Annotated in this window: 26 protein-coding genes; 19 read left to right on the forward strand and 7 right to left on the reverse strand. The window is 58.9% G+C overall.

Annotated elements, in window-relative coordinates; all coding sequences use genetic code 11:
* Nucleotides 1–70 precede the first annotated feature (70 nt).
* The gene (groL, locus tag ABEB25_RS21465; protein WP_345738496.1) at nucleotides 71–1,693 is read left to right on the forward strand and encodes a chaperonin GroEL; all 1,623 of its coding nucleotides are present in this window, start codon (nucleotides 71–73) and stop codon (nucleotides 1,691–1,693) included.
* Nucleotides 1,694–1,929: 236 nt separating this feature from the next.
* Here the strand turns inward: groL and ispF are convergent, their stop codons facing one another.
* Together ispF and ABEB25_RS21475 are read right to left on the reverse strand one after the other, a co-directional pair.
* Nucleotides 1,930–2,403 carry a 2-C-methyl-D-erythritol 2,4-cyclodiphosphate synthase gene (gene ispF, locus ABEB25_RS21470; RefSeq protein ID WP_345738497.1) on the reverse strand — a complete coding sequence of 158 codons (474 nt, stop codon included), beginning with the start codon at nucleotides 2,401–2,403 and terminating at the stop codon, nucleotides 1,930–1,932.
* A 48-nt stretch (nucleotides 2,404–2,451) separates the two neighbouring features.
* The gene (locus tag ABEB25_RS21475) at nucleotides 2,452–3,318 is read right to left on the reverse strand and encodes an AraC family transcriptional regulator (RefSeq protein ID WP_184205356.1); all 867 of its coding nucleotides are present in this window, start codon (nucleotides 3,316–3,318) and stop codon (nucleotides 2,452–2,454) included.
* Nucleotides 3,319–3,453: 135 nt separating this feature from the next.
* Here ABEB25_RS21475 and ABEB25_RS21480 point away from each other — a divergent pair, with 135 nt between their 5' ends.
* The 9 genes from ABEB25_RS21480 to ABEB25_RS21520 all read left to right on the forward strand — a co-directional run bounded on the left by ABEB25_RS21480 (nucleotide 3,454) and on the right by ABEB25_RS21520 (nucleotide 10,848).
* Entirely contained in the window at nucleotides 3,454–4,437 is a 984-nt protein-coding gene (locus tag ABEB25_RS21480; protein ID WP_345738498.1) for an aminoglycoside phosphotransferase family protein, read from the forward strand.
* Nucleotides 4,438–4,441: 4 nt separating this feature from the next.
* On the forward strand, nucleotides 4,442–5,461 hold the full coding sequence (locus tag ABEB25_RS21485; protein WP_345738499.1) for an SAM-dependent methyltransferase: 1,020 nt from the start codon (nucleotides 4,442–4,444) through the stop codon (nucleotides 5,459–5,461).
* A 75-nt stretch (nucleotides 5,462–5,536) separates the two neighbouring features.
* A complete protein-coding gene (locus ABEB25_RS21490) occupies nucleotides 5,537–6,121 on the forward strand; it encodes a 3'-5' exonuclease (protein WP_345738500.1) in 585 nt (194 codons plus the stop codon).
* A gap of 95 nt (nucleotides 6,122–6,216) precedes the next feature.
* Nucleotides 6,217–7,524, forward strand: a complete 1,308-nt coding sequence (locus ABEB25_RS21495; protein WP_345738501.1) for an outer membrane protein assembly factor BamB family protein — start codon at nucleotides 6,217–6,219, stop codon at nucleotides 7,522–7,524.
* A 170-nt stretch (nucleotides 7,525–7,694) separates the two neighbouring features.
* The gene (locus tag ABEB25_RS21500) at nucleotides 7,695–8,018 is read left to right on the forward strand and encodes a hypothetical protein (RefSeq protein ID WP_243838762.1); all 324 of its coding nucleotides are present in this window, start codon (nucleotides 7,695–7,697) and stop codon (nucleotides 8,016–8,018) included.
* A 114-nt stretch (nucleotides 8,019–8,132) separates the two neighbouring features.
* A complete protein-coding gene (locus ABEB25_RS21505) occupies nucleotides 8,133–8,753 on the forward strand; it encodes a GNAT family N-acetyltransferase (protein WP_345738503.1) in 621 nt (206 codons plus the stop codon).
* A gap of 7 nt (nucleotides 8,754–8,760) precedes the next feature.
* The gene (locus tag ABEB25_RS21510) at nucleotides 8,761–9,132 is read left to right on the forward strand and encodes a hypothetical protein (RefSeq protein ID WP_345738504.1); all 372 of its coding nucleotides are present in this window, start codon (nucleotides 8,761–8,763) and stop codon (nucleotides 9,130–9,132) included.
* 41 nt (nucleotides 9,133–9,173) lie between these two features.
* Entirely contained in the window at nucleotides 9,174–10,103 is a 930-nt protein-coding gene (locus ABEB25_RS21515; protein WP_345738505.1) for an alpha/beta hydrolase fold domain-containing protein, read from the forward strand.
* A 16-nt stretch (nucleotides 10,104–10,119) separates the two neighbouring features.
* On the forward strand, nucleotides 10,120–10,848 hold the full coding sequence (locus tag ABEB25_RS21520) for a hypothetical protein (protein WP_345738506.1): 729 nt from the start codon (nucleotides 10,120–10,122) through the stop codon (nucleotides 10,846–10,848).
* Here ABEB25_RS21520 and ABEB25_RS21525 read toward each other — a convergent pair.
* From ABEB25_RS21525 to trpS, 3 genes are read right to left on the reverse strand one after another with little or no spacing between them, the layout of a single operon-like run.
* On the reverse strand, nucleotides 10,829–11,782 hold the full coding sequence (locus ABEB25_RS21525; protein ID WP_345738507.1) for a YheT family hydrolase: 954 nt from the start codon (nucleotides 11,780–11,782) through the stop codon (nucleotides 10,829–10,831). The genes ABEB25_RS21520 and ABEB25_RS21525 overlap by 20 nt on opposite strands.
* Before the next feature lie 9 nt (nucleotides 11,783–11,791).
* Nucleotides 11,792–12,646: a class I SAM-dependent methyltransferase gene (locus ABEB25_RS21530; RefSeq protein WP_345738508.1), complete on the reverse strand. Its 855-nt coding sequence runs from the start codon at nucleotides 12,644–12,646 to the stop codon at nucleotides 11,792–11,794.
* Nucleotides 12,647–12,661: 15 nt separating this feature from the next.
* The gene (trpS, locus tag ABEB25_RS21535; RefSeq protein ID WP_345738509.1) at nucleotides 12,662–13,630 is read right to left on the reverse strand and encodes a tryptophan--tRNA ligase; all 969 of its coding nucleotides are present in this window, start codon (nucleotides 13,628–13,630) and stop codon (nucleotides 12,662–12,664) included.
* 148 nt (nucleotides 13,631–13,778) lie between these two features.
* Here trpS and ABEB25_RS21540 point away from each other — a divergent pair, with 148 nt between their 5' ends.
* Together ABEB25_RS21540 and ABEB25_RS21545 are read left to right on the forward strand one after the other, a co-directional pair.
* Entirely contained in the window at nucleotides 13,779–14,414 is a 636-nt protein-coding gene (locus ABEB25_RS21540; protein WP_345738510.1) for a hypothetical protein, read from the forward strand.
* 9 nt (nucleotides 14,415–14,423) lie between these two features.
* Complete coding sequence (locus ABEB25_RS21545; RefSeq protein ID WP_345738511.1) at nucleotides 14,424–15,485, forward strand: right-handed parallel beta-helix repeat-containing protein; 1,062 nt, start codon at nucleotides 14,424–14,426, stop codon at nucleotides 15,483–15,485.
* Nucleotides 15,486–15,489: 4 nt separating this feature from the next.
* On the opposite strand, the gene ABEB25_RS21550 is transcribed toward ABEB25_RS21545, so the two are convergent.
* Nucleotides 15,490–16,122 carry a sugar-binding protein gene (locus ABEB25_RS21550; RefSeq protein ID WP_345738512.1) on the reverse strand — a complete coding sequence of 211 codons (633 nt, stop codon included), beginning with the start codon at nucleotides 16,120–16,122 and terminating at the stop codon, nucleotides 15,490–15,492.
* Between the two features lie 127 nt (nucleotides 16,123–16,249).
* On the opposite strand from ABEB25_RS21550, the gene glpQ reads away from it, so the two are divergent.
* The 7 genes from glpQ to ABEB25_RS21585 all read left to right on the forward strand — a co-directional run bounded on the left by glpQ (nucleotide 16,250) and on the right by ABEB25_RS21585 (nucleotide 23,598).
* Nucleotides 16,250–17,194, forward strand: a complete 945-nt coding sequence (glpQ, locus tag ABEB25_RS21555; RefSeq protein ID WP_345738513.1) for a glycerophosphodiester phosphodiesterase — start codon at nucleotides 16,250–16,252, stop codon at nucleotides 17,192–17,194.
* 31 nt (nucleotides 17,195–17,225) lie between these two features.
* Nucleotides 17,226–18,629 (forward strand): D-alanyl-D-alanine carboxypeptidase/D-alanyl-D-alanine endopeptidase, encoded by a 1,404-nt coding sequence (gene dacB / locus ABEB25_RS21560; RefSeq protein WP_345738514.1) that lies wholly within the window; start codon nucleotides 17,226–17,228, stop codon nucleotides 18,627–18,629.
* Between the two features lie 56 nt (nucleotides 18,630–18,685).
* Nucleotides 18,686–19,390 carry a hypothetical protein gene (locus ABEB25_RS21565; protein ID WP_345738515.1) on the forward strand — a complete coding sequence of 235 codons (705 nt, stop codon included), beginning with the start codon at nucleotides 18,686–18,688 and terminating at the stop codon, nucleotides 19,388–19,390.
* Between the two features lie 63 nt (nucleotides 19,391–19,453).
* Nucleotides 19,454–21,031, forward strand: coding sequence for an alkaline phosphatase D family protein (locus ABEB25_RS21570; RefSeq protein ID WP_345738516.1), 1,578 nt, complete (start codon nucleotides 19,454–19,456; stop codon nucleotides 21,029–21,031).
* A 9-nt stretch (nucleotides 21,032–21,040) separates the two neighbouring features.
* On the forward strand, nucleotides 21,041–22,054 hold the full coding sequence (locus ABEB25_RS21575; protein ID WP_345738517.1) for an HD domain-containing protein: 1,014 nt from the start codon (nucleotides 21,041–21,043) through the stop codon (nucleotides 22,052–22,054).
* A 54-nt stretch (nucleotides 22,055–22,108) separates the two neighbouring features.
* On the forward strand, nucleotides 22,109–22,879 hold the full coding sequence (locus ABEB25_RS21580) for a hypothetical protein (protein ID WP_345738518.1): 771 nt from the start codon (nucleotides 22,109–22,111) through the stop codon (nucleotides 22,877–22,879).
* A 2-nt stretch (nucleotides 22,880–22,881) separates the two neighbouring features.
* The gene (locus tag ABEB25_RS21585; protein ID WP_345738519.1) at nucleotides 22,882–23,598 is read left to right on the forward strand and encodes an NAD-dependent deacylase; all 717 of its coding nucleotides are present in this window, start codon (nucleotides 22,882–22,884) and stop codon (nucleotides 23,596–23,598) included.
* A gap of 11 nt (nucleotides 23,599–23,609) precedes the next feature.
* On the opposite strand, the gene ABEB25_RS21590 is transcribed toward ABEB25_RS21585, so the two are convergent.
* Nucleotides 23,610–24,371: a hypothetical protein gene (locus ABEB25_RS21590; RefSeq protein ID WP_345738520.1), complete on the reverse strand. Its 762-nt coding sequence runs from the start codon at nucleotides 24,369–24,371 to the stop codon at nucleotides 23,610–23,612.
* Nucleotides 24,372–24,376 lie beyond the last annotated feature (5 nt).

The raw sequence follows: 24,376 nt of genomic DNA on the forward strand, positions 1-24,376 counted from the left end.
CCATCGGGCGCGCTTTTGATGGCCGCCCATGACTCACATTCACAACCCACACCTCACACGCTAACTTACTATGGCAAAACAACTCCACTTCGACGAATCCGCACGTCAGGCCCTCCTGCGCGGCGTCACCAAACTGGCTCGTGCCGTCAAGGCTACCCTTGGCCCTGCAGGCCGTAACGTCATCCTTGAAAAGAAATTCGGTTCCCCAACCATCACCAAAGACGGTGTGACCGTGGCCAAGGAAATCGAGCTTCCTGATCCGTATGAAAACATGGGCGCCCAGCTCATCAAGGAAGTCTCCTCCAAGACCTCCGACATCGCTGGTGACGGCACCACGACCGCTACGGTCCTGGCTGAAGCCATCTACTCCGAAGGTCTCCGCAACGTGACCGCCGGTGCTAACCCAACCTCCCTTCAGCGCGGTATCCTCAAGGCGACTGAAGCCATTGTGGCCAAGCTGAAAGAAATCAGCACCCCCGTGAAGGACAGCAAGGAAGTGGCCCAGGTCGCAACCGTGTCTGCCAACTGGGACACCGCCATCGGCAACATCATCGCCGAAGCCATGGACAAAGTGGGTAAAGAAGGCACGATCACCGTCGAAGAAGCCAAGTCCATCGAAACCACCCTCGACGTCGTCGAAGGTATGCAGTTCGACAAAGGCTACCTGTCCCCTTACTTCGTCACGGATGCTGAGTCCATGGAAGCGAACCTTGAGTCCGCCTTCATCCTCATCCACGAGAAGAAGATCAGCAGCCTGAAAGACATGCTTCCTCTGCTTGAGAAAGTCGCTCGCTCCGGCAAGCCTCTCCTCATCATCGCTGAAGACGTGGAAGGCGAAGCCCTGGCGACTCTCGTCGTCAACAAGCTCCGTGGCACCCTCAACATCGTGGCCGTCAAGGCTCCTGGTTTCGGCGACCGCCGCAAGGCTATGCTGGAAGACATCGCCATCCTCACCGGTGGTCGCTGCATCACCGAAGACCTCGGCATCAAGCTTGAGAACATCGAGCTTTCCGACCTCGGCCAGGCCAAGCGCATCACGATCGGCAAAGAGTCCACCGTCATCGTCGAAGGCGAAGGCGGCAGCGAGGCCATCTCCGGCCGCGTCAGCCAGATCAAGCGCCAGATCGAAGAAACCACCAGCGATTACGATCGTGAGAAGCTCCAGGAGCGTCTTGCCAAGCTCGCCGGCGGTGTGGCCGTCATCAACGTCGGTGCTGCCACCGAAACTGAGATGAAGGAAAAGAAAGCCCGTGTGGAAGACGCCCTTCACGCCACCCGCGCTGCGGTGGAAGAAGGCATTGTTCCTGGCGGTGGTGTCGCACTCATCCGCGCTCAGGCCGCCATCGGCGACCTTGGCCTCACGGGTGACGAGAAGACCGGTGCTGAAATCGTGGCTCGCGCTATCGAGGCTCCTCTTCGTCAGTTGGCTGCCAATGCTGGTGTCGAAGGCGCCCTCATCGTCGCTGAAGTCAAGAAGGGCAAAGGCAACGAAGGTTACAACGTGGCCACGGGCGTCTATGAAGACCTCATCAAGGCTGGCGTCGTTGACCCAGCCAAGGTGACCCGTAGCGCTCTCCAGAACGCTGCCTCCATCTCCGGCCTGCTTCTGACCACTGAGTGCCTCATCGCCGACATTCCGAAGGAAGAGAAGGCCGACGGCGGCCACGCCCACGACCACGGCGGCATGATGTAATGGAATAAATGAGTTCTTTTTGAACTCATATGGGGGGTGGCCTGTCTGTCATGGCAGGTCGCTCTTCAAAACACTTTTTTGTCTTGAGAGATCTGTCCTCGCATACCGGGAGCTTGCGAAGACAGACCTCACGATAAAAAACCCAAACCCCCAACGACGGGCCGGAAGGAAACTTCCGGCTCGTTTTTGTTTTTGGAAATACCGTCAGGCCACGAAACAAGGGCACTCAAAGAGGCCTATTTTTCCACGCAGGCCACCGCCATGGCGGCCATGCCTTCTTCCCGGCCCACAAAGCCCATGCGCTCGTTCGTGGTCGCCTTGATGCCCACCTGATCGGGCTGGATGCGAAGGGCTTCGGCGATTTTTTCCTTCATCGCGGGGGCGTGTTTCATCACCTTCGGTGCTTCGGCGATGAGGGTGGAGTCCACATTGGTGATGACGTAACCTTTCTCATGCGCCAGTTCGGCACATTTTTCCAGGATGCGAAGGCTGCAGATACCCTCAATGCTGGCATCCGTCGGGGGAAAGTAAAAACCGATGTCTGGTAGTCCCAGGGAGCCCAGCACGGCATCGGCAATCGCGTGGCACAGCACGTCTGCGTCGGAGTGGCCCTTCAGGCCGCGGGTGTAAGGGATTTCGATGCCTCCTAGGATCAGGGGGCGGCCTTCTTCAAAGGGGTGCACATCATAGCCAATGCCGACTCGGTTCATGCCCATGCCTTAGGCCGGGTTTCCGAAGTGGCAAGGCCGAAAGGGGGATCAGCCCGGCTTGCCACCCAGCGTGCGCATCTGCGCGCGATATTCGCGCGGGGTGCTGCCCACCACTTCGCGGAAGCGGCGGTTGAAGTTGGCCAGGTTCCGGTAACCGCAGTCCAGTGCGATGTCGGTGATGTTGTTTTGGTCTTCCGCGATCATGCGGCAGGCCCGGCCAATGCGGACTTCATTGATGTATTCCGGCACGGTTTTGCCGGTGCGGGAGCGGAAAAAGCGGCTGAAGGCCCCTTCGCTGAGGTGGGCCAGCTTGGCCAACTGTGCGCGGTCAATATCCTCCGTCAGGTGCTGGTGGATGTAATCGCATACGCGCTCCATGCGGCCCTGGTCGGTGGCGTGGAGGGTGGGTTCATAGGCGGCGCTGGCCAGCGGTTTCAGGTCCTTGGCACGGGACATCACATCCAGGATGGCCAGGAGGTCCACCACGCGGGTGAGGCCGTCGCTTTCAGCCAAGTGGCGAAGGCGCAGGGAGACTTCCTTGCGCACCGGGCCCTTGATTTCCAGGCCGCGGCTGGCGCGGCGCAGCAGGCGGCGCACGGATTCCAGTTCCGGCAGCGCCATTAGGTCCTTACCCAAAAAGTTTTCTTCAAAACGGATGATAATGGCATCCACGATCCCGGCACCCTCTTCCTGGTGCCAGACGTGGGGAAGGTTAGACCCGACCAGAACAAGGTCGCCATCGGTAATCGGGGCAATGTTGTCTCCCACCACGCGGTGGCCACGGCTGCGGATGGCCAGGGTGATCTGAAATTCTGGATGGAAATGCCAGCGGGTGCCGTAGTCCGGTCCGTGCACGAGCTCACAATGAAACGACTCCCAATCGCGGCGAGGGACTTTCTCAAAGACAGGCTTCATGTCTTTGAGTGTAACCACGGAATCTGGGAATGCCAAATGCGCGCTTGTGCTGAAGAATGAACTTTTGGTGCTGTACGTCTGTCCTCATCCAGCGGTTGCAGCTTCACCCGCCGTGCCCTTTAATGCCGATTTCCCATGCCACCTGAACACGAGGCCCTTCTCATCCTGACCCGCCAGCAGTTTCCCGCGCTGAGGGACGTCCCTTGCGAGGTGGAACCGATTGTCAAAGGCGGGTCCGACCGCCATTTTTACCGTTTTATTTGGGAAGGCGAAGTCCACCCACCCATGATTCTCATGGTTTACACCCTGGCCCGGCGGGACAATCCGAAGTTTGTGCCTGCGACGCACCGACTGGCAGGGCTGGGGGTGAATGTGCCGAAGATTTATGCCTTTGATGAGCAGCGTCTGTGCGTCTGGCTGGAGGATCTCGGCCGGGATGATCTGCATGCCCACCGCGACGATCCCTGGGAGGTCCGGGCGGGTTATTATCAGGCCACACTGCGGCAGGCGGCCAAGATCCACTCTGTGGGAGCGGCCAGCCTCTCGGCGGCAGATCTCAGCACCTTGGAGCCTGAATTCAACGAGGCTCTCTACGAATGGGAGCAGAACTACTTCATTGAGCACTTCGTGCGCGGGGTCCTGCGTCGAGATGTGGAAACGCCTGAGCATGCCCCTGCGCGAGCGGTTTTGCAGGAGCTGAGGCAGCGACTTGCGCGTCTGCCGCGCTGCCTGGTGCACCGGGATTTCCAGAGCCAGAACGTGCTGCTGCGCGATGGCGAAGCCTGGCTGGTGGACTACCAGGGCCTGCGCCCCGGACTGGCCGAGTATGATCTGGCCTCCTTGCTTTTTGACCCCTACGTGACCCTCAGCCGGAGCGAGCGCGGCGAACTGCTGCAATACTACGCCGACCTCCGGGGCCTGCCCCTGCCAGAACTGCGCGAGGTGGTGTATCAATGCGCCGCCCAGCGCCTGATGCAGGCCCTGGGGGCCTACGGCAATCTCAGCCGCAACCAGGGCAAGACCCATTTCGAGCAACACATTCCGGCGGGCGTGCGGAACCTGACCTCCGTGTGTGATGAGGCCCCCGAGCTGGAGCCTCTGCGCAGCCTTTTCATCTGACCTGATGCACGTCTTCCTGCCTGTCATCGATTGCGGCCCTTTCCTGGTCGAGGAACTGAAACGTGCCGGCATTGCAGCGACGGAAGATGCCATGACAGGCCTCATCCACGCTCCGGCCCTGCCAGATCTCCCATGGCTGGCCTTTGCACGGCAGACCCTGCCGGAAGCGACGGAGGTCAAAGAGGCCTCCATCAATGCCTGGGCAGACCACATCATCACCCGCATCGCCGGGATATTGCCCGATGCCCAGCCTTGGCGGCTGCATCTCTGGCCTGCCTATGGAGAAGGGAAGGCAGGCCTTCACCGCTGCGACCTTATTCGCACCGCGCTGAATGAGCGGCTGAAAAAGCGCCGTCGCGCTCTGCTGCGCTCTTTGGAAGAAAGCGCCAGTGCCTTTTCATCTGAAACCTCCCTCGTGCAGGCCGTGCTCACCGGACCGGACGCGGGTTTTGTCTCCGTCAGTGCCGCTCCGCAGCCTTCGCAGTTGCGCTCGCTCATCTCGCCGTTCCTGGGTGGGGACGTCCCCCATGCGGAGGACAAGGCCGCGCCCAGCCGGGCCTTTGCCAAGGTCATCGAGTCCGAGCTGCGCCTGGGGCAGCAGATTGAAAGTGGCCAGACCTGCGTGGATCTGGGGGCCTCTCCTGGGAGCTGGAGCTATGTGGCCATCCAGCGCGGAGCCTATGTCACCGCGATTGACCGCAGCCCGCTGCGTGATGACCTCATGCGCAATCCTCGCCTCAGCTTTCAGCAGGCCGATGCCTTCAAATTCCGCCCGCAGCAGCCTGTGGACTGGCTCATCTGCGATATCATCGCCGCCCCGCAGCGCAGCCTGGATCTCCTCCTGGACTGGCTGCGCGAACGCCAGATGCGTCGTTTCATCGTGACGCTGAAGTTCAAGGGCAGCGATGAATACCACCTCATGGATGCCCTCAAAGAACTGGCCCCGCCGCTGTGTGCGGACTTCCGCCTGACGCGCCTCTGCGCGAACAAAAACGAGGTCACCGCTTTTGGTGTGGTGGCCTGACCTCGGTTGGGAATCCTTGGCCTTTTGTCCGAGAAGTTCCATTCTGGGTTCGCTGACGTTTTTGCCACCCTTTTCATGACCCTCATCATCTTTGACCTCGAAACCACCGGGCTGTCTCCCTGCCACAACGAAATCATCCAGATTGCGGCGGTGAAGATGAAGGTGGGCTGCTGGGAGCCGCAGGGGCATTTTGATACGTTTGTGCGGCCCCAGGCCCGGGTGCCACGCTTCATCACGGGGCTGACGGGCATCTCCCAGGCTCAGGTGGAGCGTGCGCCGTCGCCTGCGCAGGCCCTGATGGCCTTTACGCAGTTTATCGGAGAGGAGGCGACGCTGGTGGCCCACAATGGCCCTGGTTTTGACATGCGGTTCATTGCGGAAAACTGCACGCGCCACGGGCTGCCCGTGCGGCCGACGGCCATGATGGACTCACGCGCTTTTTCCAGAAAAATCTGGGGTGGTCGGGGCGGTCATGGGTTGGACCCGATTCTGCACCGCCTGGGACTGTCTGCCGATGGGGTGAAGCGCCACGATGCCCGGGGAGATGTGCACCTGCTGGCGCAGGCTGTGCGGAAGATGTGGGGGCAGTTGGTGCCCGATTTTCAAAGCTGCCCGGTGGAGCTGAAAACGGGGGTGATCCCGGCCCTGCCGGTGGTTTGACCCCCAGGGTCGGGGGTGCAGGGAAAAGATGCGGATGGACAGTTGTGCTGCGGTTGACGAAAGAAGCGGCCGTCACCACCCGTGACTAGAAGCACATGTCTGTCATTTTCCGTCTCCAGCTTTCCACGCTCGCCTTTGCGGCGGCACTTGCGGCCCAGCCTGCCACGACACCTGTTTTCTGGCCGGATAAAAACGGCCCGACTTTTGATGGTGTGGTGCCTGCGGCGGAGGCGGCTAAATTGCCTTTGAAGTGGAATGCCACCACGGGGGAAAACATCGTCTGGAAGGTGGACCTGCAGGATGAGGGGCACAGCTCCCCAGTGATTGGCGGCGACCGCATCTGGTTCACTTCGGCGACCACGGATGGCAAGAAGCAGTTCCTCTACGGCATTGACCGCCAGAGCGGCAAGGTGGTGCACCATGACGTGGTGTTTGAAAACGCGGCACCCGAGGAGCTGGGCAATCCGCTGAACAACTATGCGGCACCCTCCCCCGTGCTGGAGGCCGATGCGCTCTATGTCCACTTTGGCACCTATGGCACCGCCCGCATTGACCCGGTCACGGCCAAGAAAGTGTGGGAGCGCCGGGACATCAATGTCCGCCATTATCGCGGGCCCGGCTCCTCACCGATGATTCATGGGGACCTGCTCATCCTGACCTTTGATGGCATTGACCAACAGTTTGTTACTGCCCTCAACAAGAAGACGGGGGAAACCGTGTGGAAGACCGCCCGTACCACGGACTATGGTGATCTGGATGCTCAGGGCTATCCCACGCGCAATGGCGACATGCGCAAGGCCTACCACACGCCCAGCGTCTTCAATCTGGCCGGGGTGGAAACGCTGGTCTCCATTGGTTCCCGCGCTGCTTTTGGTTATGCCGTGGATACGGGCAAGGAACTGTGGACGGTGCGCCATGGTGGCTTCAATGCGGCCATCCGCCCGCTGGTTTGCGAAAACGTGCTGGTGCTGAACACGGGCTCTGAGAGGTCCCACACGGTGGGGGTGAAAATTGATGCCCAGATGAAGGGCGACATCACGGCCAGCCACGTGATCTGGGACCGCGAAAAGCGCAATGCCAGCGAGGCCAATTCAGTGCTGGTGGGCGGCCTGCTCTTCCAGATCACCCGTGGGGGCATCGTCACCTGCATGAATCCCGTCACCGGGGAAGACGTGTGGGAGGAGCGCCTCACGGGCCAGCACCTCCCCAGCCCTATTGCTGCAGGAGATCGCCTTTACTTCAGCAATGACCGTGGAGATACCCGTGTGCTACGCGCAGGGCCTAAATTTGAAGTGTTGGCGGAAAATGTCTTGCCGGATGCCATGACGGCGGCACCCGCCGCGGCGGATGGAGCTCTTTTTATCCGCACCAAAAAGCAACTTTTCAAAATTGCCGCTAAGTAAGCTTTGGATGTGGCCTAACGGCACTTAATTTTCGGCCATTGCCGACATTGGACGCATTAAAACGCGCTGGGAGCCGCATTCTATCAGGAAAGAGACCCAACTGAGAAATAACAGCTTCTTATCACAAATACGTCGCAAGTTCTGAAAAACGTGTTATTCTAAAGACCTCTATGGCTACGACACCGACTCGCAAAACACGTTTCTCCCGCCGCGTCCCTGACCATGTAACCGATGAGCTCGTCAATGTATTGTCCGCTGGGGACACTCTTGAGTTCAACGCGTTGTTCAAACTGGTTTATGACAATTTAAAGCTGAAGAATGCTGTGAGCGGGGGCGAAGAAATGCTCCGCCTGCGTTCTTATGAGAAGCTTCAGGGCCTTGTTAGCCGCGGCCTTTGCGCCAAGGTCAGCAAGACCTACCGTGGTCTGGAAGGTCTGCGCGCAGCGCATCAGGCAACGATTGCTGCCCGCACGGCAGCCGTGGTGGCCCGTTAATCCTTCTTTTTACTGTCTTAGAACCGCCTTTTCCTTCATTGGGAAAGGCGGTTCTTTTTTGTCCCCACGCACTGCTTGACGAGTGCTCCAGGCACCCTCACAAACTGTCCCTCCATGTCCTACAGCGATTTTGAACCCGATTCCGAGGCCGAGCGCGAGCTTTCACCGCTCCTGCAGGCGATCGTGCCCAAGCTTACCCCTTGTCGGGTGCGCGAGTATCAGCCGGAGGATTTTGAGGCCTGCCTGGAGATCTACCGCTCCAACACGCCCGATTTGCTGCCGGAAGGCGGTCTGGAAGCTTTTGCGGAGTTTTTGACCGTGGGCACCTCCTACATCCTGGTCATTGAGTATGACGGGGAGCTCGTCGCCTGCGGTGGGCTGGAATTGATCGGCGATTCGGATTCCGCCACCCTGGTGCATGGCATGGTGCATGGGGAATACCACCGCCGTGGGCTGGGCACCACCTTGCTGGCCGCCCGCATTGCCCTGCTGGAAACGGAGGACCGCCCCATGGAGCTCTGGCTGCGCACCACCCGCCATTCCGTGCCCTTTTATGGCCGGTTTGGCTTTGCGCTGCATTCGGTGAGGGCAGGCGGTGTGGAACGTGAAGGGGCCAACGTGTGGCTGAGCATTGATGACCAGGACATCGAGGACGTGCGTTTCGCGCTGGAAGAGCGCAGCATCCGTGTCTTCCTGAATGATCCGGACGAGGATGACGAAGAAGAGGAGCTTTAATAACTCGATGAAAACGAGACTGACCCCTCAGCAAAAGAAGCTTTATAGCTATGCCAAGGACGGAAGAAATGGTCGTGCTGAGTCTAGGTCCGTCGCCAATAAAGCGATTTCGAAACATAAGGCCAAGGCGAATCGGGCTTTTCGCCGCGCCCAGGTTCAGGCTTTAACGAAGGACGATGAAACCGTTCCCCGAGTGGATCGTAAATCCTTCAAAAAATCGCCAGACGTTCCGCTGGCTGTTTATGTGCAAATTCGTTTGTCGCAGCGCGCGAAGATCAAGGACGAAACTCTTTTAAAGGCAGGACCAAAGGCGGCCAAGATGAGAGAGTTTGTTATGGACGGGCATCTCAGGGCGGATCGAGATCTAGGAGGTGCTTGATTGGCTGTTAATTTTAAAGAACGACCCTTGTTTATCATCTTATGAAATCCGTTATCCTCGGCTTTGTGGCCATCAGTCTAGTTCCGCTTTTGTCTGCGGCTGACACCAAGCCTACAGCCAAAAAACCTGCTCTTGAAGGCCCCAAGTGGCAGAAGCTGAATCCGCAGACTCCGGCTGGCTTCACTCTGAAGACCCTGGAAGTCGCTAAATACCCAGAGCACACGGTGGAGCTGTACATTTATGTGCCTGATGCTGAAGGCACCTGGCCCTGCATTCTGGACATCCACGGCGGCGGCTGGCAGAAGCGTCAGGTGGAAGCGGACAAGCCGATGATGGAGCGCCTCGCGCAACGTGGTTTTGTCACCGCCCTGGTGAGCTATCGACTGTCCACAGAGGCGAAGTACCCGGCAGCGCTGCATGATTGCAAGGCAGCCCTGCGCTGCCTGCGGGCTCATGCGAAGGAACTCAAGATTGACCCAGAACGCATCGGCTGCATGGGAGGCTCCGCCGGGGGGCACCTCTCCGGATTGACGGCCATGACCAGTGGGCTGGCTGAATTTGAGGGCGAGGGTCCGTTTAAGGACCAGTCGAGCGCGGTGAAAGCGGCCATCGTCATGGCGGCGACGCAGGATCTGGTAGCCTCCAATGTGGGCAAAAAGAATGAGGGTGCCATCCTGTTCTTTGGTGGCAGCCTGGAAGAAAAGCCGGAGGTGTACAAGACCGCCTCACCCATCACCCATGTGCGCGCCGGGGTGCCGCCGACGATCTTCATCGAAGGGGAAAAAGACAGCCTGAAAATCGGCCGGGCTGAAATGATGGAAAAGCTCAAAGCCCTGGGCATCGAGACTGAAGTCCAGACCCTGAAATTCGCCCCGCATCCTTTTTGGATGAGCGATCCCTGGTGCGCCGAGACCGTGGACATCGCGGCGGCTTTCTTCAAAAAGCACCTGGGTGAGCCAGTGCGAAAATAAGCTGGCTTCATCCCTCATGCGCTTCCCCATCTGGCTGCTGTCCCCTTTCTTGCTCGTGACCTCGGCGGTGGCGCATGTGGTGCCGAACATGACCATCGAGGCGGAGTTCACGAAGGGGAGCCAGTTCACGCTGAAAATGAACCTGGATCCCCGGGTGTTTCTGAGTGATCAGCCCACATCACTGCCACCTGTTTCAGCGGATTGGTACCTGAGCCAGAGCGAGACGGAAAAAGCTGCCACCTATGCAAAGGCCACTGAGTATCTGAAGGCGAATGTCGGCCTAACATTCAATGATCAAACGCTGCCGCTGCCAGCCTGCGAGTTCGTGGCTCTGGATGGTGCGACCTATGAGGCGGTAAAGCCAGACACAGCGGAGACGCATCTGCTGGCGACGGCCAAGACCGATGTGCCTGCGGGTGCCGAAAGCTTTAAGATCGCCTTTGGCAAAGGGGCCAACGTCAGCCTGATCCTGCTGAACAGCGAAGAGGGCAACGACGAGCGCAAACCGCAGGTGATCTTTCCTGGCGAAACCAGCCGCCCTTTCAAACTCACGCAGACCACAAAGGCCGTGGAAGCGGCCCCGGCCGTAGCGCCAGTTTCTGCCAAAGCCGAAGGCATCCAGGTGACCGATGTCAAAGTCACGCGAGTTTATCCTGAGTTCCCCAAGACCCTGCTCTTCGCCGGTGCGGGGCTGTTCCTACTTTTGGGCTTCGGCGTGCTTTGGCTCAAACGCAGCAGGCGTTGATGAACTCAATCGCGCGGCGTTCATGCCAGCCGCGCAGGCGGTGATCCAGGAAACCCACATGGCCGCCATAGTTTGGCGTTTCCAGGTGCAGCAGGTCGCTGTGAAAGGCGAGTTCTTGCGGGAAGGAGGGCCGGGTGAGCAGGGGGTCGTTCAGCGCATTCAGCAGCAGGCTGGGCACACGCAGCTTCGTCAGATGGGGCAGGGAACTGGCACGGGCCCAGTAGTCATCCGCATCGCGAAAGCCATGCAGAGGTGCCGTGAAGCGGTCGTCAAATTCCTTGATGGTGCGGATGCTGCGGATGCCACGCAGATCAAAGCTTTCGGGGAACCGCCGTGCCTTTGCCTCCATCTTGAGGACGAGGGTGTTTAAAAAGCGTTTCAGGTAAACACGGTTGTCTTTGTTCTCGTCAAGGACACGCGCACTCGAGGCCAGATCCACCGGGGCCGAGACCGCCACTGCGGCGACGATGTGGGGATGCGCGGGCATTTCGCCGATGCACTTGAGGGTGATGTTGCCGCCCAGGCTGAAACCGACGAGGGCCATCTGGGGGTAGGCATCGGAGGCATGCTCAATGACGCTGCGCAGGTCATTGGACTCGCCGCTGTGGTAGGAGCGCGGCAGGCGATTTTCCACCCCGCCACAGCCTCGGAAATTCCACGCCAGCACATTCCATCCTGCATGCAGCAGGGCCGCACTCATGCTGCGGATGTAGATGGCCTCGGCGGAGCCCTCCAGCCCATGCGAGAGGATGGCCAGGCGCTTGTTCCCTGCATGATACCAGCGCAGGTCCAGGAAATCGCCATCCCTCAGTTCCAGGCGTTCATGCTTGGGCTGCGGCGGGCGGGCACGTGGGAGAAAGACCGGCAACACCGTCTGCACATGGCCGTTACGCAGGAAACGGGGTGCCTGGTAACTGGAGGTGACGACGGGCATGGCAGCAGATCACTTCAGCCACCAGCAGAAGCTGCCGCTGGGCACGGGCAGCACATTCGCTGCGCCGCGCAGTTGCATCTCTCCCTGTTCCAGGCTGCCACCGGAGGAGCCGAACTGCTGGACTAACAAATGATGCAGAGAGATGGGCGTTAGCTCGGGTGTGTGGCAGGAAAGCAGCACGCCCAGGGGTTGATCGGACATCAGTTTGCCGATGAGAGAGAGCAGCGGTGGCAGATCATTTTCAATTTTGAAGATCTCTCCTTTGGCTCCCCGGCCATAACTTGGAGGGTCCAGGATGATGAGGTCGTAACTGCGCTCGCGGCGGTGCTCACGGTCGAGAAACTTGGTCACATCGTCCACGATCCAGCGGATGGGTTTTTCATCCAGGCCATTCAGCGTGGCATTCTTGCGCGCCCAGTCCACCATGCCTTTGGAGGCATCCACATGGCACACTTCCGCGCCACCATGCGCGGCCGCCAGCGTGCTGCCACCGGAGTAGGCAAAGAGGTTCAGCACACGCGGCGCGCGGTTGTGCTTTTTACGGTAGTCGCCACACACCTCGCGGATGCGTTTCCACTGGTCGCGCTGCTCCGGGAAGATACCCAGGTGGCCAAAGTCCGTGCTGCTGAGCTGAAAGCGGGTGCCATCCACGCCGATGTCCCAGGTGCCGGGCAGGCGATCCCGCCCGCGCCACTGGTTGCCGCCGTCGCGGAAGAAGGTGGCCGTGGCCTTTTGCCAGACGATGGTGGAGAGCGTTTGCTTCCACACGGCCTGGGCACAGGGGCGAGAGAGCACCACTTCACCAAAGCGTTCCAGCTTTTGAAAGTTGCCGCTGTCGAGGAGTTCGTAGCCGTTGGGATTCATCAAAAAGAGCGCAGATTAATCTCCGAGACCGACGGCCTGGCGCACGCGCTCCAGGGTTTTGCGGGCGACCGCACGGGCTTTCTCAGCGCCCTCGGCCAGCACCTTGTTGACATACTCGGGGTTAGCCACCAGCTCGGCTCGCTTCTCGCGGAAGGGGGCAAAGTAGTCGGTGATGCCCTGAAGAAGGCGTTTTTTAAAGTCACCGTAGCCTTTGCCGCCCGCCTGAAAATCCGCCACCATCGCGGCGTAATCAGCCGGTGAGGCGACGAGTTGATACAGTGCCAGGATGCTGCTGTTCTCGATAGGTTTGGGCGATTCCACCGGGGTGGAGTCTGTGGGGATGCCCATGATGGCCTTCTTCAGCTTTGCAGGTTCTTCAAAGAGTTGGATGGTGTTGCCATAGCTCTTGCTCATCTTCCGGCCATCGGTTCCCAGGACCACGGCGGTTTCCTCGCGGATGCGCGGTGTTGGCAGCTTCAGCAGGCCCTGGCCGAAAGTCTCGTTCATCTTGATGGCAATGTCGCGGGTCACCTCCACGTGCTGCTTTTGGTCACGACCCACAGGCACCAGATCCGCATCGTAAATGAGGATGTCTGCCGCCATCAGCACCGGGTAGGCAAAGAGGCCGTGGCTGGCGCTGATGCCGTTCGCCACTTTATCCTTGTAGCTGTGGCATCGTTCCAGTAGGCCCATAGGGGTCACGGTGCTCAGGATCCAGGAAAGCTCCGTGTGCTCTGGCACATCACTCTGGCGGAAAAACACGCACTTCTCGGGATCGAGACCGCAGGCCAGGAAATCAATGGATAGGTCGCGCACATTGCTGCGCAGGGTCTTGCCCTCGTGGATGCTGGTCAGAGAATGGTAATCGGCGATGAAGTAAAAAGCTTCGCCTTCGTGTTGCAGCTTCAGGGCCGCCTCCATCATGCCAAAATAGTTGCCGATGTGGAGACGTCCGCTGGGTTGGAGGCCGGAAAGGATGCGCATAGTCGCCTAGAGATGGCGGGCGATACGGTCAGATTCAAGGGCGTAGCTGGATTTTCCGCTGCTAGCTTTGTTCATTCAGGGGGCCGCGCATGAAGGGCCGGGCGACCGCGTATAGGCTAGTGCGCCGGATTACCTCCCGCCACCGACTATGTTTTTACGCTCTCTCTGCACCCTGCTGTTCCTTTCAGCCGCTCTATCCACCCAGGCACAAACCGCGCCCGCACCAGCCCCTGCTGTGCAGCCCCTCATTGACAAGGTGGTGACGGCCGTGGGTGGGAAGGACAAGCTGCTCACGCTTTTCCGCATCAAGGAAACCTTTCACTTCGGTGCCAACCCCACACCCGATGAGGGCAAAAAAGCCTCCTCCCGCGAGTCCGTGCTGGACGTGCCGAAGTACTGGTGGCTGGGCAAAAAAGAGCGTGCCGATGAACCGGCTAAATATGACGTCTGGGCCTGGACCCTCGGCATCCTCGTGGATCCCCAGTCCAAGGTGGAGATCATCCCCGAGCTCACGCATGAAGGCCCGCCACTTTTTGGCCTCCGAGTCAGCGGCACGGTAGATCCCGCCATGGATATCTACTTTGACAAAGAAACCCAGCTCCTGCGCCGCCTCGACTGGCGGGGGGACTACTACCTTTTCAGCGACTGGAAAGAGCACGATGGCGTTAAGTATGCCAGCAAGACCGTGATCTACAAAAAGGCTAGCGGCAAACCCTGGTTCTTCCATGAGGTGACAGAGGTGCAGCGCCTGAAGGAGCTGCCAGCCGGGCTCACCCGTAACTGAGTCACTTTCATGAAACGCGCCTGCCTCATCCTGCTGGGACTTTGCCTGGGAACTCTGGTCCAGGCCGAGCCTTTGATCGTCCGCGATGCCGCTGCTCTGAAGGCTGCCGTGGCCGGACTGAAAGCGGGCACCGTTTTGAAAATCGCTCCAGGGGATTATCCTGGTGGTTGGCATGTCACAGGCGTGGAGAATCTGACCATCGAGGCCTTGGATCCGAAGTCTCCACCTCATTTCAAAGGTGCTGGGAATGGTTGGCAGTTTTCCAAATGTGCGGGGCTAACATTGCGGAATGTCCGCATCAGCGGCCAGAGTGGCAATGGGATCAATCTCGACGATGGAGGAGACCTCGAGAAGCCTGTCAAAGGCATTACTCTGGATCGCATCCACATTAGCGACATCGGCCCCGAGGGGAATCACGATGGCATCAAGTGTTCCGGTTTGGAAAACCTCACGATCCGCGACTGCACCATCACGGGTTGGGGTGGGCAGGGGATTGATTTTGTCGGCTGCCACAAGTCGCTCATCACGGGCTGCCAGTTTGTGGGCAAGACGGGTTTCTCCGCCAGTGCAGGTGTCCAGCTCAAAGGCGGCACCTCGGAGATCGTGGTGGAAAAATGCCGCTTCACGAATGCCGGGCAGCGTCCTCTGAATATCGGTGGCTCCACAGGGCTAGCCTACTTCCGCCCGCAGGGGGCCAAGCATGAGGCGCAGAGCATTGTGGTGCGTGAAAATATCATCGAAGGCAGCCCCTGCGCGGCCGCCTTTGTCGGCGTGGATGGCTGTGAATTCAGCGGCAACACGATCTTGTTTCCCGAAAAGTGGCTCTTCCGCATCCTTCAGGAGACCCAGGAACCGGGCTTTGTGCCCTGCCGAAATGTGCTGGTGAAAAACAACCGCATCGTCTTCCGCCGCGCTCAGGTGCAGGTGGATGTCAATATCGGCAGTGGAGTGGCCCCAGAGACCTTCCGTTTTGAAAACAATCATTGGTTCGCGGAAGATCGCCCCGCAGCCTCCAAGCCAAAACTTCCGGTGCAAGAAGTGGGCGGAGTTTATGGCACGGACCCGCGTTAAGGCGCTACTCCACCAGTTCAAAAATTCCAAAGGAAGCCGGCGTGTGGAAATCGGCCTTCACTGTTTCGGGGTCCACCCAGGGCATCCAGCCCGAGTGAATGCCGCCCTCCGCCGTGTGGGAAAATTCCGCTCGATATACCCCGGCATAAAATTCATAGGCCCCCGGTTTGAGCACATTCAGCTCACGCAGCAGGTCCAGCGACAGACTGCCCTGCACCTGATAACGATGGCCTTGAATACTTGCGTCGAGGTGCAACTCCGGGCAGGTCCAGTCCCAGTCATACTCGCGGTAGAAACGTGCGGCATAGATCAAGGCTTCACCTCGTGGACTCATCTCAAAGGCGTAGTAAGGCGTGAGCGTGAGATCGGGGGTCAGAAAGATCTCCACCCGGTCAGATCCGAGCACACGTTCTTTGACGGTGTCGCCGGTGCCCAGCACCAGGTCTTCATCCACGCAGTCAAAACGGAAGTGTAGCCGCTCTTCATCCCATAGAGCGCGGAATTGAGTGGAGGGTACAGGTGTGGACTCCCAGGGTAACGTGAAACGATCTAGACACACAGCCGCAGACCAATCCAACAGGGCACCACGACAGCGTTGGACGGGGTAACGATTGAGGGTAGTGGGGGCAGGTGTCATGGTGGAGATTCTTCATATTGACGGCAGTACGGGGACTCTGTCAGCATGAGGATTCATGTTTTCTGTTTTTCGCCCTGCCTCAGATGTTCCCATGAGATGCCTTCTCGCGTTACTCTCGTTTCCCCTTATGGCCCAGGAACCTTCTCCCCTTGTCATCGCTCATCGTGGTGCCAGTGGTTATCTGCCCGAGCATACGCTGGAGGCCAAGGCCATGGCCCATGCTCAGGGCGCACCTTCCATTGAACAAGACGTGGTGCTGACGAAGGACGATGTGCCCGTGGTGCTGCATGACATTCATGTGGATACCATCAGCGATGTGGCCACGCGGTTCCCAGGGCGGCAGCGGGAAGATGGGCGCTTTTACGCCTTGGACTTCACCCTCGCAGAATTGAAGCAACTGCGAGTGACGGAACGGTTCAATGCCAAAACGGGCCAGCAGGTGTTTCCCAAACGCTTCCCCATGAATACCTCCACCTTCCAGATCCCCACGCTGGAGGAGGAGCTGCAGCTGATCCAGGGGCTGAACCGCAGCACTGGGCGGCAAGCGGGAATTTATCCCGAGATCAAACAGCCTGCCTGGCATCGCAAGGAAGGACACGACATCAGCCGCATCGTCCTGCCCATCCTGGAAAAGTATGGCTACAAGAGCCGTGAAGCTGCCTGCCATGTGCAGTGCTTTGAATACGAGGAAGTGAAAAGAATACGCTTGGAGTTAGGCTGGAAAGGCCGTCTCATCATGCTCATGGGCGGAGGTGCCAAAGGCACGGACGGCACCGACTTTGCCTACCTGCGTTCGCCTGCCGGTCTGGCGGAGCTGAAGCAGGTGGCGGATGGCATCGGTCCTGCGTTGAGCAGCATCATTGCCGAGGACCGCAAGGTGACCGCTTTGGTCAAAGACGCTCATGCCCAGGGCCTCAAGGTGCATCCTTACACCTTGCGCACCGATGAACTGCCCAAGTTTGCGCATTCGGCAGATGACCTCATGGACTTGCTCTTCACTCAGGCAGGCGTGGATGGCCTGTTCACCGATTTTCCCGATGTGGTCCTGACTTGGCTGGCCAAGAAGCCCTGAGCAACGAGATGATAAAGGAGTATCCTGCGCTGTGAAAAACGTTCTCCTTTGCCTGCTGCTAGCCGCATTGGCAGCCTTGCTGGTTCTTCGTTTTCGCGAAGAACCTTTGCCTCCCGTACCAGCGGTCTCGGCGCTTAAGCAGGCTTTTACGATGGCCCGTGAAGAGCCGGGTATGCAAGGGGCCGCCATAGGTTTTTGCTTACTAGATGCCCAGGGGCAGGTGATCGAAGAACTGAACAGTCAAACGGCGTTCATCCCCGCCTCCACCCTGAAGACTCTCACGACGGCCACTGCTCTAGAGAAATGGGGGCCTGATTATCGTTTGGAAACAATCGTAGAAACCACGAATCCCCTTCAAGAAGGTGGCCTAACTGGTGATGTGATCATTCGTGGTGGTGGAGATCCCATGCTCTCACTGAATGACCTTGAGGGCTGGGTGCTCACGCTTCTACAAAAAGGGGTGAAGCGCATTCACGGACGCATCATCGGCGATGGCAGCCTGTTCCCCGGTTCTCTCTACGATGATTTTTGGAATTGGGGAGACATTGGCAACGGCTATGGCAGCGGCGTCTCCGGGCTGAATTTGGAGCATAACCGCAGCCTCGTACGGATTCGCCCCGGCAAGGAAGTTGGGGCCAAAGCGACATTTCTAGTGGCCAGCCCTCAGGTGCCGAAGGTCCAGTGGGTGAATGAAGTGACCACGGGAGCCGCGAATTCAGGGGATGGAGTCATGATTCATGGCGGTGAACGCACCGCAGTCCTGCATCTGCGTGGGACGGTCCCTCTGAGTGCCGGGAACTTTGAAGTGACGGCGGCCGTGCCAGACCCGGAGCTGTATGCAGCCCATCACCTGCGGGTCTTGCTGGTGGATGCAGGGATTCAGGTGGATGGAGATGCCGTGAGCGCTGGCGAACTGCGCAGCGCGGGTGAGTCCATCCCGGAGACATCGGAGATTTTGATCAAGCATCTTTCGCCCTCGCTCAAGGAGATCGTCACCAGCATCCATGCCACCTCAGACAATCATGAGACGGAGTGTTTGTATCGTTTGTTAGGCATTCGCGAGGGTCGGTCATCGGATGAAGTGCTGCGGGCTCACTGGCGGTCACGAGGGCTGGTTTTTGAAGGGCTACGCATGGAGGACGGTTGCGGTCTCGCACGGTCGGATTTCATCCGGCCACTGGATCTTGCCCAACTCCAGCATGTAGCAGGCGCAGGACCTCAGGGGGCGGTTTATCGTGAGTCCCTGCTGGCCACAGAAGATGGCACGGTGAGGTGGAAAGGCGGGGCCATGTCGGGCGTGCGTTCCTACACGGGTTTTGTGAAAGGAGCTTCGGGGGCCGAGTTCAGCTTTGCCCTGATGGTGAATCATTTTTCTGATTCGCAGGCTGTGGCTCGTTTGCGTGAGGCTGTGCTGGGCGTTTTGAAGGCTCGTTGAAATTCTTTTCTTCGGGATGATCCGTTTCTCTGCGGAATTTCGCAGGGGGAATTGCCATGCTTATCAAACCCACGCTTGTCTCTTCCGTTCTCCTTCTCTCACTGGCCTCCTGCGCCACCTACACCACACCTGGACGACCCGCGAACCTCGGCACCTTCACGGACCCGAAAGTGAAGAAGGCCTATGTCGCTCGACCCGCCATCAAGTTCCCGGCCAATATCGCGGTGGTGCGTGTGCAGGAGAGCGGTTACCGCTCCGATTCTGGCAGGGCACATGGCTCGGGTGCTTACAGCGTCGTCACCACCCGTGACATTGAGAGGGCAGGGGATCTGGAAAAGCTTCAGAAGCTACCGGGTCTGGAAGGCGTGGCGACGCTGAATCGTCTGCTGCTGCCGGAGTCCTTGAACAGTGACGAAGATCTGCGTGAGGCCGCCGCGAAATTGCAGGCCGATGCCATCCTTATTTACACCGTGAGCACGGAGTTCAGAAATGATGATGTGGTGCCTCCCCTGACGGCACTTTCGCTTGGCTTGTTAAGCGTGAATCGTTATGAAATCACCTCTTCGGCCTCGGCGGTGCTGATGAATACCCGCACGGGCTACATCTATGGCGCTCTCGAGGAGAACAATGACAAGGTGGGCGGAAGTTTCATCTTTGATGGCAGTGACCTCGCGAGGAAGAAGGCGGAGCGCTCCGCCTATGAAAAACTGTTGGCCGCTTTTGATCCCTTCTGGCGGAAGACCTACGCCCGTTATCATTGAGTCACGTTTCTGTCGCATCTTCATTGATGAAAAGGTCGCGCTCAGGCGTTTCGTTGGCTGTTCATGACACCCCCCGTTTATCCCCTCGTCCCGGCTCGCGTTTCGAGCCGCCGCTCTTTCATCACGGGTTCTGCCTCGCTGGCGCTAGCGGCGCTGACCTGTGAGCGGGCCTTCGGGGCAGTGAAATCTGCACCCAAGTTCTCCAGCTACCCCTTCACTTTGGGCGTGGCATCGGGAGACCCGGCAGCGGATGGCATGGTGCTCTGGACACGGCTAGCGCCCAAGCCTTTGGAGGGCGGCGGGATGGACCCTGTGCCCGTGGAAGTTTCCTGGCAGGTTTCTGAAGATGAAGGCATGACCAAAATCGTCCGCCAAGGCACCGCCATCGCCACACCTGAGTGGGGCCATTCGGTGCATGTGGAGGTGGAGGGGCTGCGGCCTGAACGCTGGTATTGGTACCAGTTTAAAGCAGGTGGTGAGGTGAGTCCCAAGGGCCGCACCCGCACCTTCCCCGCGAAAGAAACGTTACCGGAGAAACTGCGTTTTGCCTTCGCCTCCTGCCAGCATTTTGAAACGGGTCTCTTCACCGCCTATGAGCACATGGCGAAGGAGGATCTGGACCTCGTCGTTCATCTCGGTGACTACATCTATGAAAAGGAAGGTCTGGACGGACGCTTACGCAAACATACCGGACCGGAGATCAATACTTTGGAGGCTTATCGCAATCGCCACGCGCAGTATAAAAGCGATCCAGCCCTCCAGGCCATGCATGCCATCGTCCCTTGGCTGGTGACCTGGGATGACCATGAGCTGGACAACAATTATGCGAGCGATATCTCTGAAGAGAAGGACGTCAAGCCGGCGGACTTCCTGCTTCGCCGTGCTGCTGCTTATCAGGCCTATTATGAGCACATGCCCCTGCGCCGCAGTGCTATGCCCAAAGGCCCTGATATGCTGCTGTATCGCAACGTGAGTTATGGCCGCCTCGCCGATTTTCATGTGCTGGATACTCGTCAGTATCGCAGCGACCAGCCTTGCGGAGATGGCAGCAAACCTCTTTGCCCCGAAGCATTGAATCCCAATTCCAGCCTGCTCGGGGTTATCCAGCGAGACTGGCTCTTTGAAGGTCTCGCTAAATCACCTTCCACCTGGAATGTCTTGGCTCAGCAAGTCATGATGGGGCTGACCGATCGCAAGGCCGGTGAAGAAAAAGGCTACAGCATGGACCAGTGGCCGAGCTGTGAGATGGAGCGCCGCCGCATCCTGAAATACTTTGATGAGCAGCGTATCTCCAACCCCGTGGTTCTGACCGGGGACATCCACAGCAACTGGGCGAACAACCTCATCACCGACTTCGACAACCTGGAGTCGAAAGTGGTGGCCACGGAGTTCGTCGGCACCTCCATCAGCTCAGGTGGAGATGGCTTGCTGAAACCGAAGACCCTGGATGCCATCTACGCCGAGAATCCTTTCGTGAAATTCCACAGTACGGAGCGTGGGTATGTGAGCTGTGAGGTGACGCCTGGGCATTGGAAAACGAACTATCAGGCCGTGGAGTATGTCTCCCGCCCCGGTGCACCTTTGATTACCCGCGCCTCCTTTGCCGTGGAGGCTGGAAACCCAGGTCTTCAAAAAGCCTAACAAAATGTCATGAAAATGGATGTGCTTTCCTCAGGTGCTGCCTATGGGGTCGATCTCGCCACAAGGGTCGCATCCCTGCTTGAGGAAGGCTATCCGTTGACCCACGCCCACCGCGATTACTGCGGCATGGGCTTGGTTTTCCAGGGCGGGCACTATTGCTATTCCGAGATTTGGGACGGTCTTCCCCTGGAGGTGGAGTCTTTGCAGACCTGTGGCCATCCCTGGGTGCAGGCCTTTGCACGGCGGGAGGATTTCATCCTCTGGCTGGCGGCGCAGACGGACCGCAGCCTGTCGCGGCTGGAGGCGGAGGATGATTTTTATCACCAGAATCAGACGATCCATCGGCAGCAGCTCATCGAGTTCGTTCGCCAGCACGAAAGCCATCCTCACATCCGGCTTTCGCGGTGGTCCCGTCTTTGGCAAGCCATCCCGGCAGAAGGGGATGGCCAGAGCTGGTTTGGCGGGCTGGTGGTTGCCTATTCAGAAGAGCATCGCCATTATCACAACCTGTGTCATTTGGACGAGTGCCTCACGGAGCTAGATGAGGGGAAGTGCCTGGCCGTTCATCCCGTGCAACTCGAGGTGGCCCTGTGGTTCCACGATGCGGTGTATGACTCCTCTGGGGAGATGGACAATGAGGGCCTCAGTGCCGACATGGCGCGAGATGCGCTGAGTGAATACGGTGTGGCAGATTCCTTCATTCGGAATGTGGTGTCCCTCATCGGGCTGACGCGGAAACACATCCCAGATGCGACACCGGATGCCGCCCTGATGTGTGACATTGATCTCGCCATTTTGGGCAAGGATGAAACGCGCTTTTGGGCCTATGAGCAGGCCATCCGCCGCGAGTATGCCCAGGTGCCTGCGGAGGATTATCGGCGTGGGCGCAGCCGTGTGCTGGAAAGCTTTTTGCAGCGACCGCAGATCTACTCGACTTCGTTTTTCCTGGAGCGGTATGAAGCTCAGGCGAGGCGGAATCTCCAGGCCTCTCTGGCCCGTCTCGCCACAGGCGAAGTTCCGTAGTCAAAAGAGATTGTTCTTCGGGGGGATTGTGAACTAATCTCACGATGTCAGAACTTGAACGTCCGCATTCCTATCATCATGAACCAGCCACAAAACCCCAATCAGAAAAAAGGTCTCTCCGGTCTCGCCATGGCAGGCATCGGCTGCGGACTTCTACTCGTGCCCGCCCTCGTGGGTGGTGGTTTCCTGGTGGCCAAGATCGGCTCCAAGGTCAAAGAGTTTGCGGGTGATCCGGCGAAGGCCGCCGTGTGGGCCCTGGAGATGAACCCGGACATTGAGGTCCTGAAAAAGGACGACGCCAAACGTGAAATCACCTTCAAACAGAAGTCCACGGGCGAGACATCCACCATCTCCTATGAAGATCTGGAGAAGGGCAAGCTCACGGTGAAAAACGACAAAGGCGAGGAGTACGGTTTGGATGCTTCCAAGGCCCAGACCGAAGGCGTGGTCATCAAAGGCCCCGATGGAAAAACCATCCCTGCCGGGGTGGCGGTCGCCTCCGCCCCTCCCGCTGAAGTCCCGCAGTATCCAGGCTTGAAGCTGGAAGATGGCGCAGGCTACCGGGTGGACCAAGCGGAGGCCGTGGGTGGCATGACGATGGGGAAAGCACCGGGCGATGTGCGCACGGTCAAAGAACATTACGAGGGCGTGCTCAAGTCCGGCGGCTATGAGGTCAACAGCATCGTCAATGGGGAGTATGATTCGGTGAGTATCACAGGCCAGAAGGGCGCTGACATGACCAGCATCAATGTCATGATCAGCCGGGATGAAGGCACCGCTGGCCAGGTCGTGATCACCACCCAATATCAGCTCCCGAAAAAGTGACCATGGCCGGGCTCACGCATCCGAATCTTGTGGTCCTCACCGGGGCTGGCCTTTCTGCCGAATCTGGTGTGCCTACCTTTCGCGGGGTGGATGGGTTGTGGGAAGGCTATCACATTGAGGAAGTCGCCTCACCGGAGGCCTTCCGCCACACGCCTGAGCTGGTGCATCGCTTTTACAACCTGCGTCGTGCGGCCTTGCACACCGTACAGCCGAATTCGGCACATCACGCCCTGGTGCGGCTGGAACAGGCCTGGCCGGGCTCTTTTCTCCATGTCACCCAGAATGTGGACGATCTGAATGAACGGGCCGGTGCGAAAAAGCTGCGGCACATGCATGGCGAACTGAGAAAAGTGCGCTGTCTCTGGTGTCGCAATGTGATGGACTGGGAGTCTGACCTGGAGGTGACCACCGCCTGCCCCATCTGTGAGAAGGTGGGGAAGATGCGCCCGGACATCGTCTGGTTTGGCGAGATGCCCTATTACATTGAGGAGATCACCCAGGCGCTGGAAACGGTGGATGTGTTTGTCTGCATCGGCACCTCAGGGGTGGTTTATCCGGCGGCTGGCTTTGCCCGCCAAGCTGCTTCGAAAGGGGCCAAACGCCTCATCGAGATCAATCTGGAATCCACCGATATCAGCAGCCACTTCACGGAGCGGCGGCAGGGCACGGCCAGTGTCGAGGTCCCCCGTTTGGTCGAAGAGCTTCTGACTACGACGTAGCTTTCTGGCCATCAAGGCACCTGCAAGGTGGGCGGCAATGTCCTGGGCTGGCCGCTGGGAGCCACTTCATCTGGAAAAATGACGGTGATGCTTTGGATTTCCTCCAGCGGGCCCGCCCTTTGAGTGAGCAGCCATTTTTTCACAAACTCGGCCACGGATTTCCGGGCGGGTTCGCGGATCAGATTCAGGTGGCTCCGGTTGCCTGCGCGTTTTTCCAGCGTGGGGGTCAGGTTCTTTTCCAGGGTGGCCAGGCTCTCGGCCGCATTGAAACGCAGCCAGCCCGACTCGGATTTCTTTTCCATGCGGTCGGTGCGGATGGCGGGCGGCTGGGAGGGGCGCAAGGCCGGGGCGTTGACGATGCACTGGCCATTCTCCACCCGCAGGTTCCAGCCGTCGGAGAGCTGGATGTGATAACGATAGACCACGGGCGTGCGGATTTCAGACACGGTCGTGCCCAGATACACGGTCTGGTTGAAGAGGGTCTTCACGTCGTATTTGGTCACAGTCTCATCTGTTTCCAGAGTGGCCACTTCCAGGATGTCACCATTGGTGGAGACGATGCGCGTCACGGACTGGCGAAAGGTTTCGTTGATGTCCTGGGTGACCAGCCCCTGGCTCATCCAGGCGAGTCCGTCTTTGACCAGATCCATGAATTTCCACGTCACGATGCCCGTGATCAGCAGGCTGCCCAGGAGGGCCAGGACGAGCAGGCGCCCGCAGCCGCTGGGGCGGGGGGAGTCCGTGGGAATCGGAGGTGGGGTGTCCTCGGCCATGGACT

Origin of the sequence: Prosthecobacter algae, assembly GCF_039542385.1 — a bacterium.
Lineage (GTDB): Bacteria > Verrucomicrobiota > Verrucomicrobiia > Verrucomicrobiales > Verrucomicrobiaceae > Prosthecobacter > Prosthecobacter algae.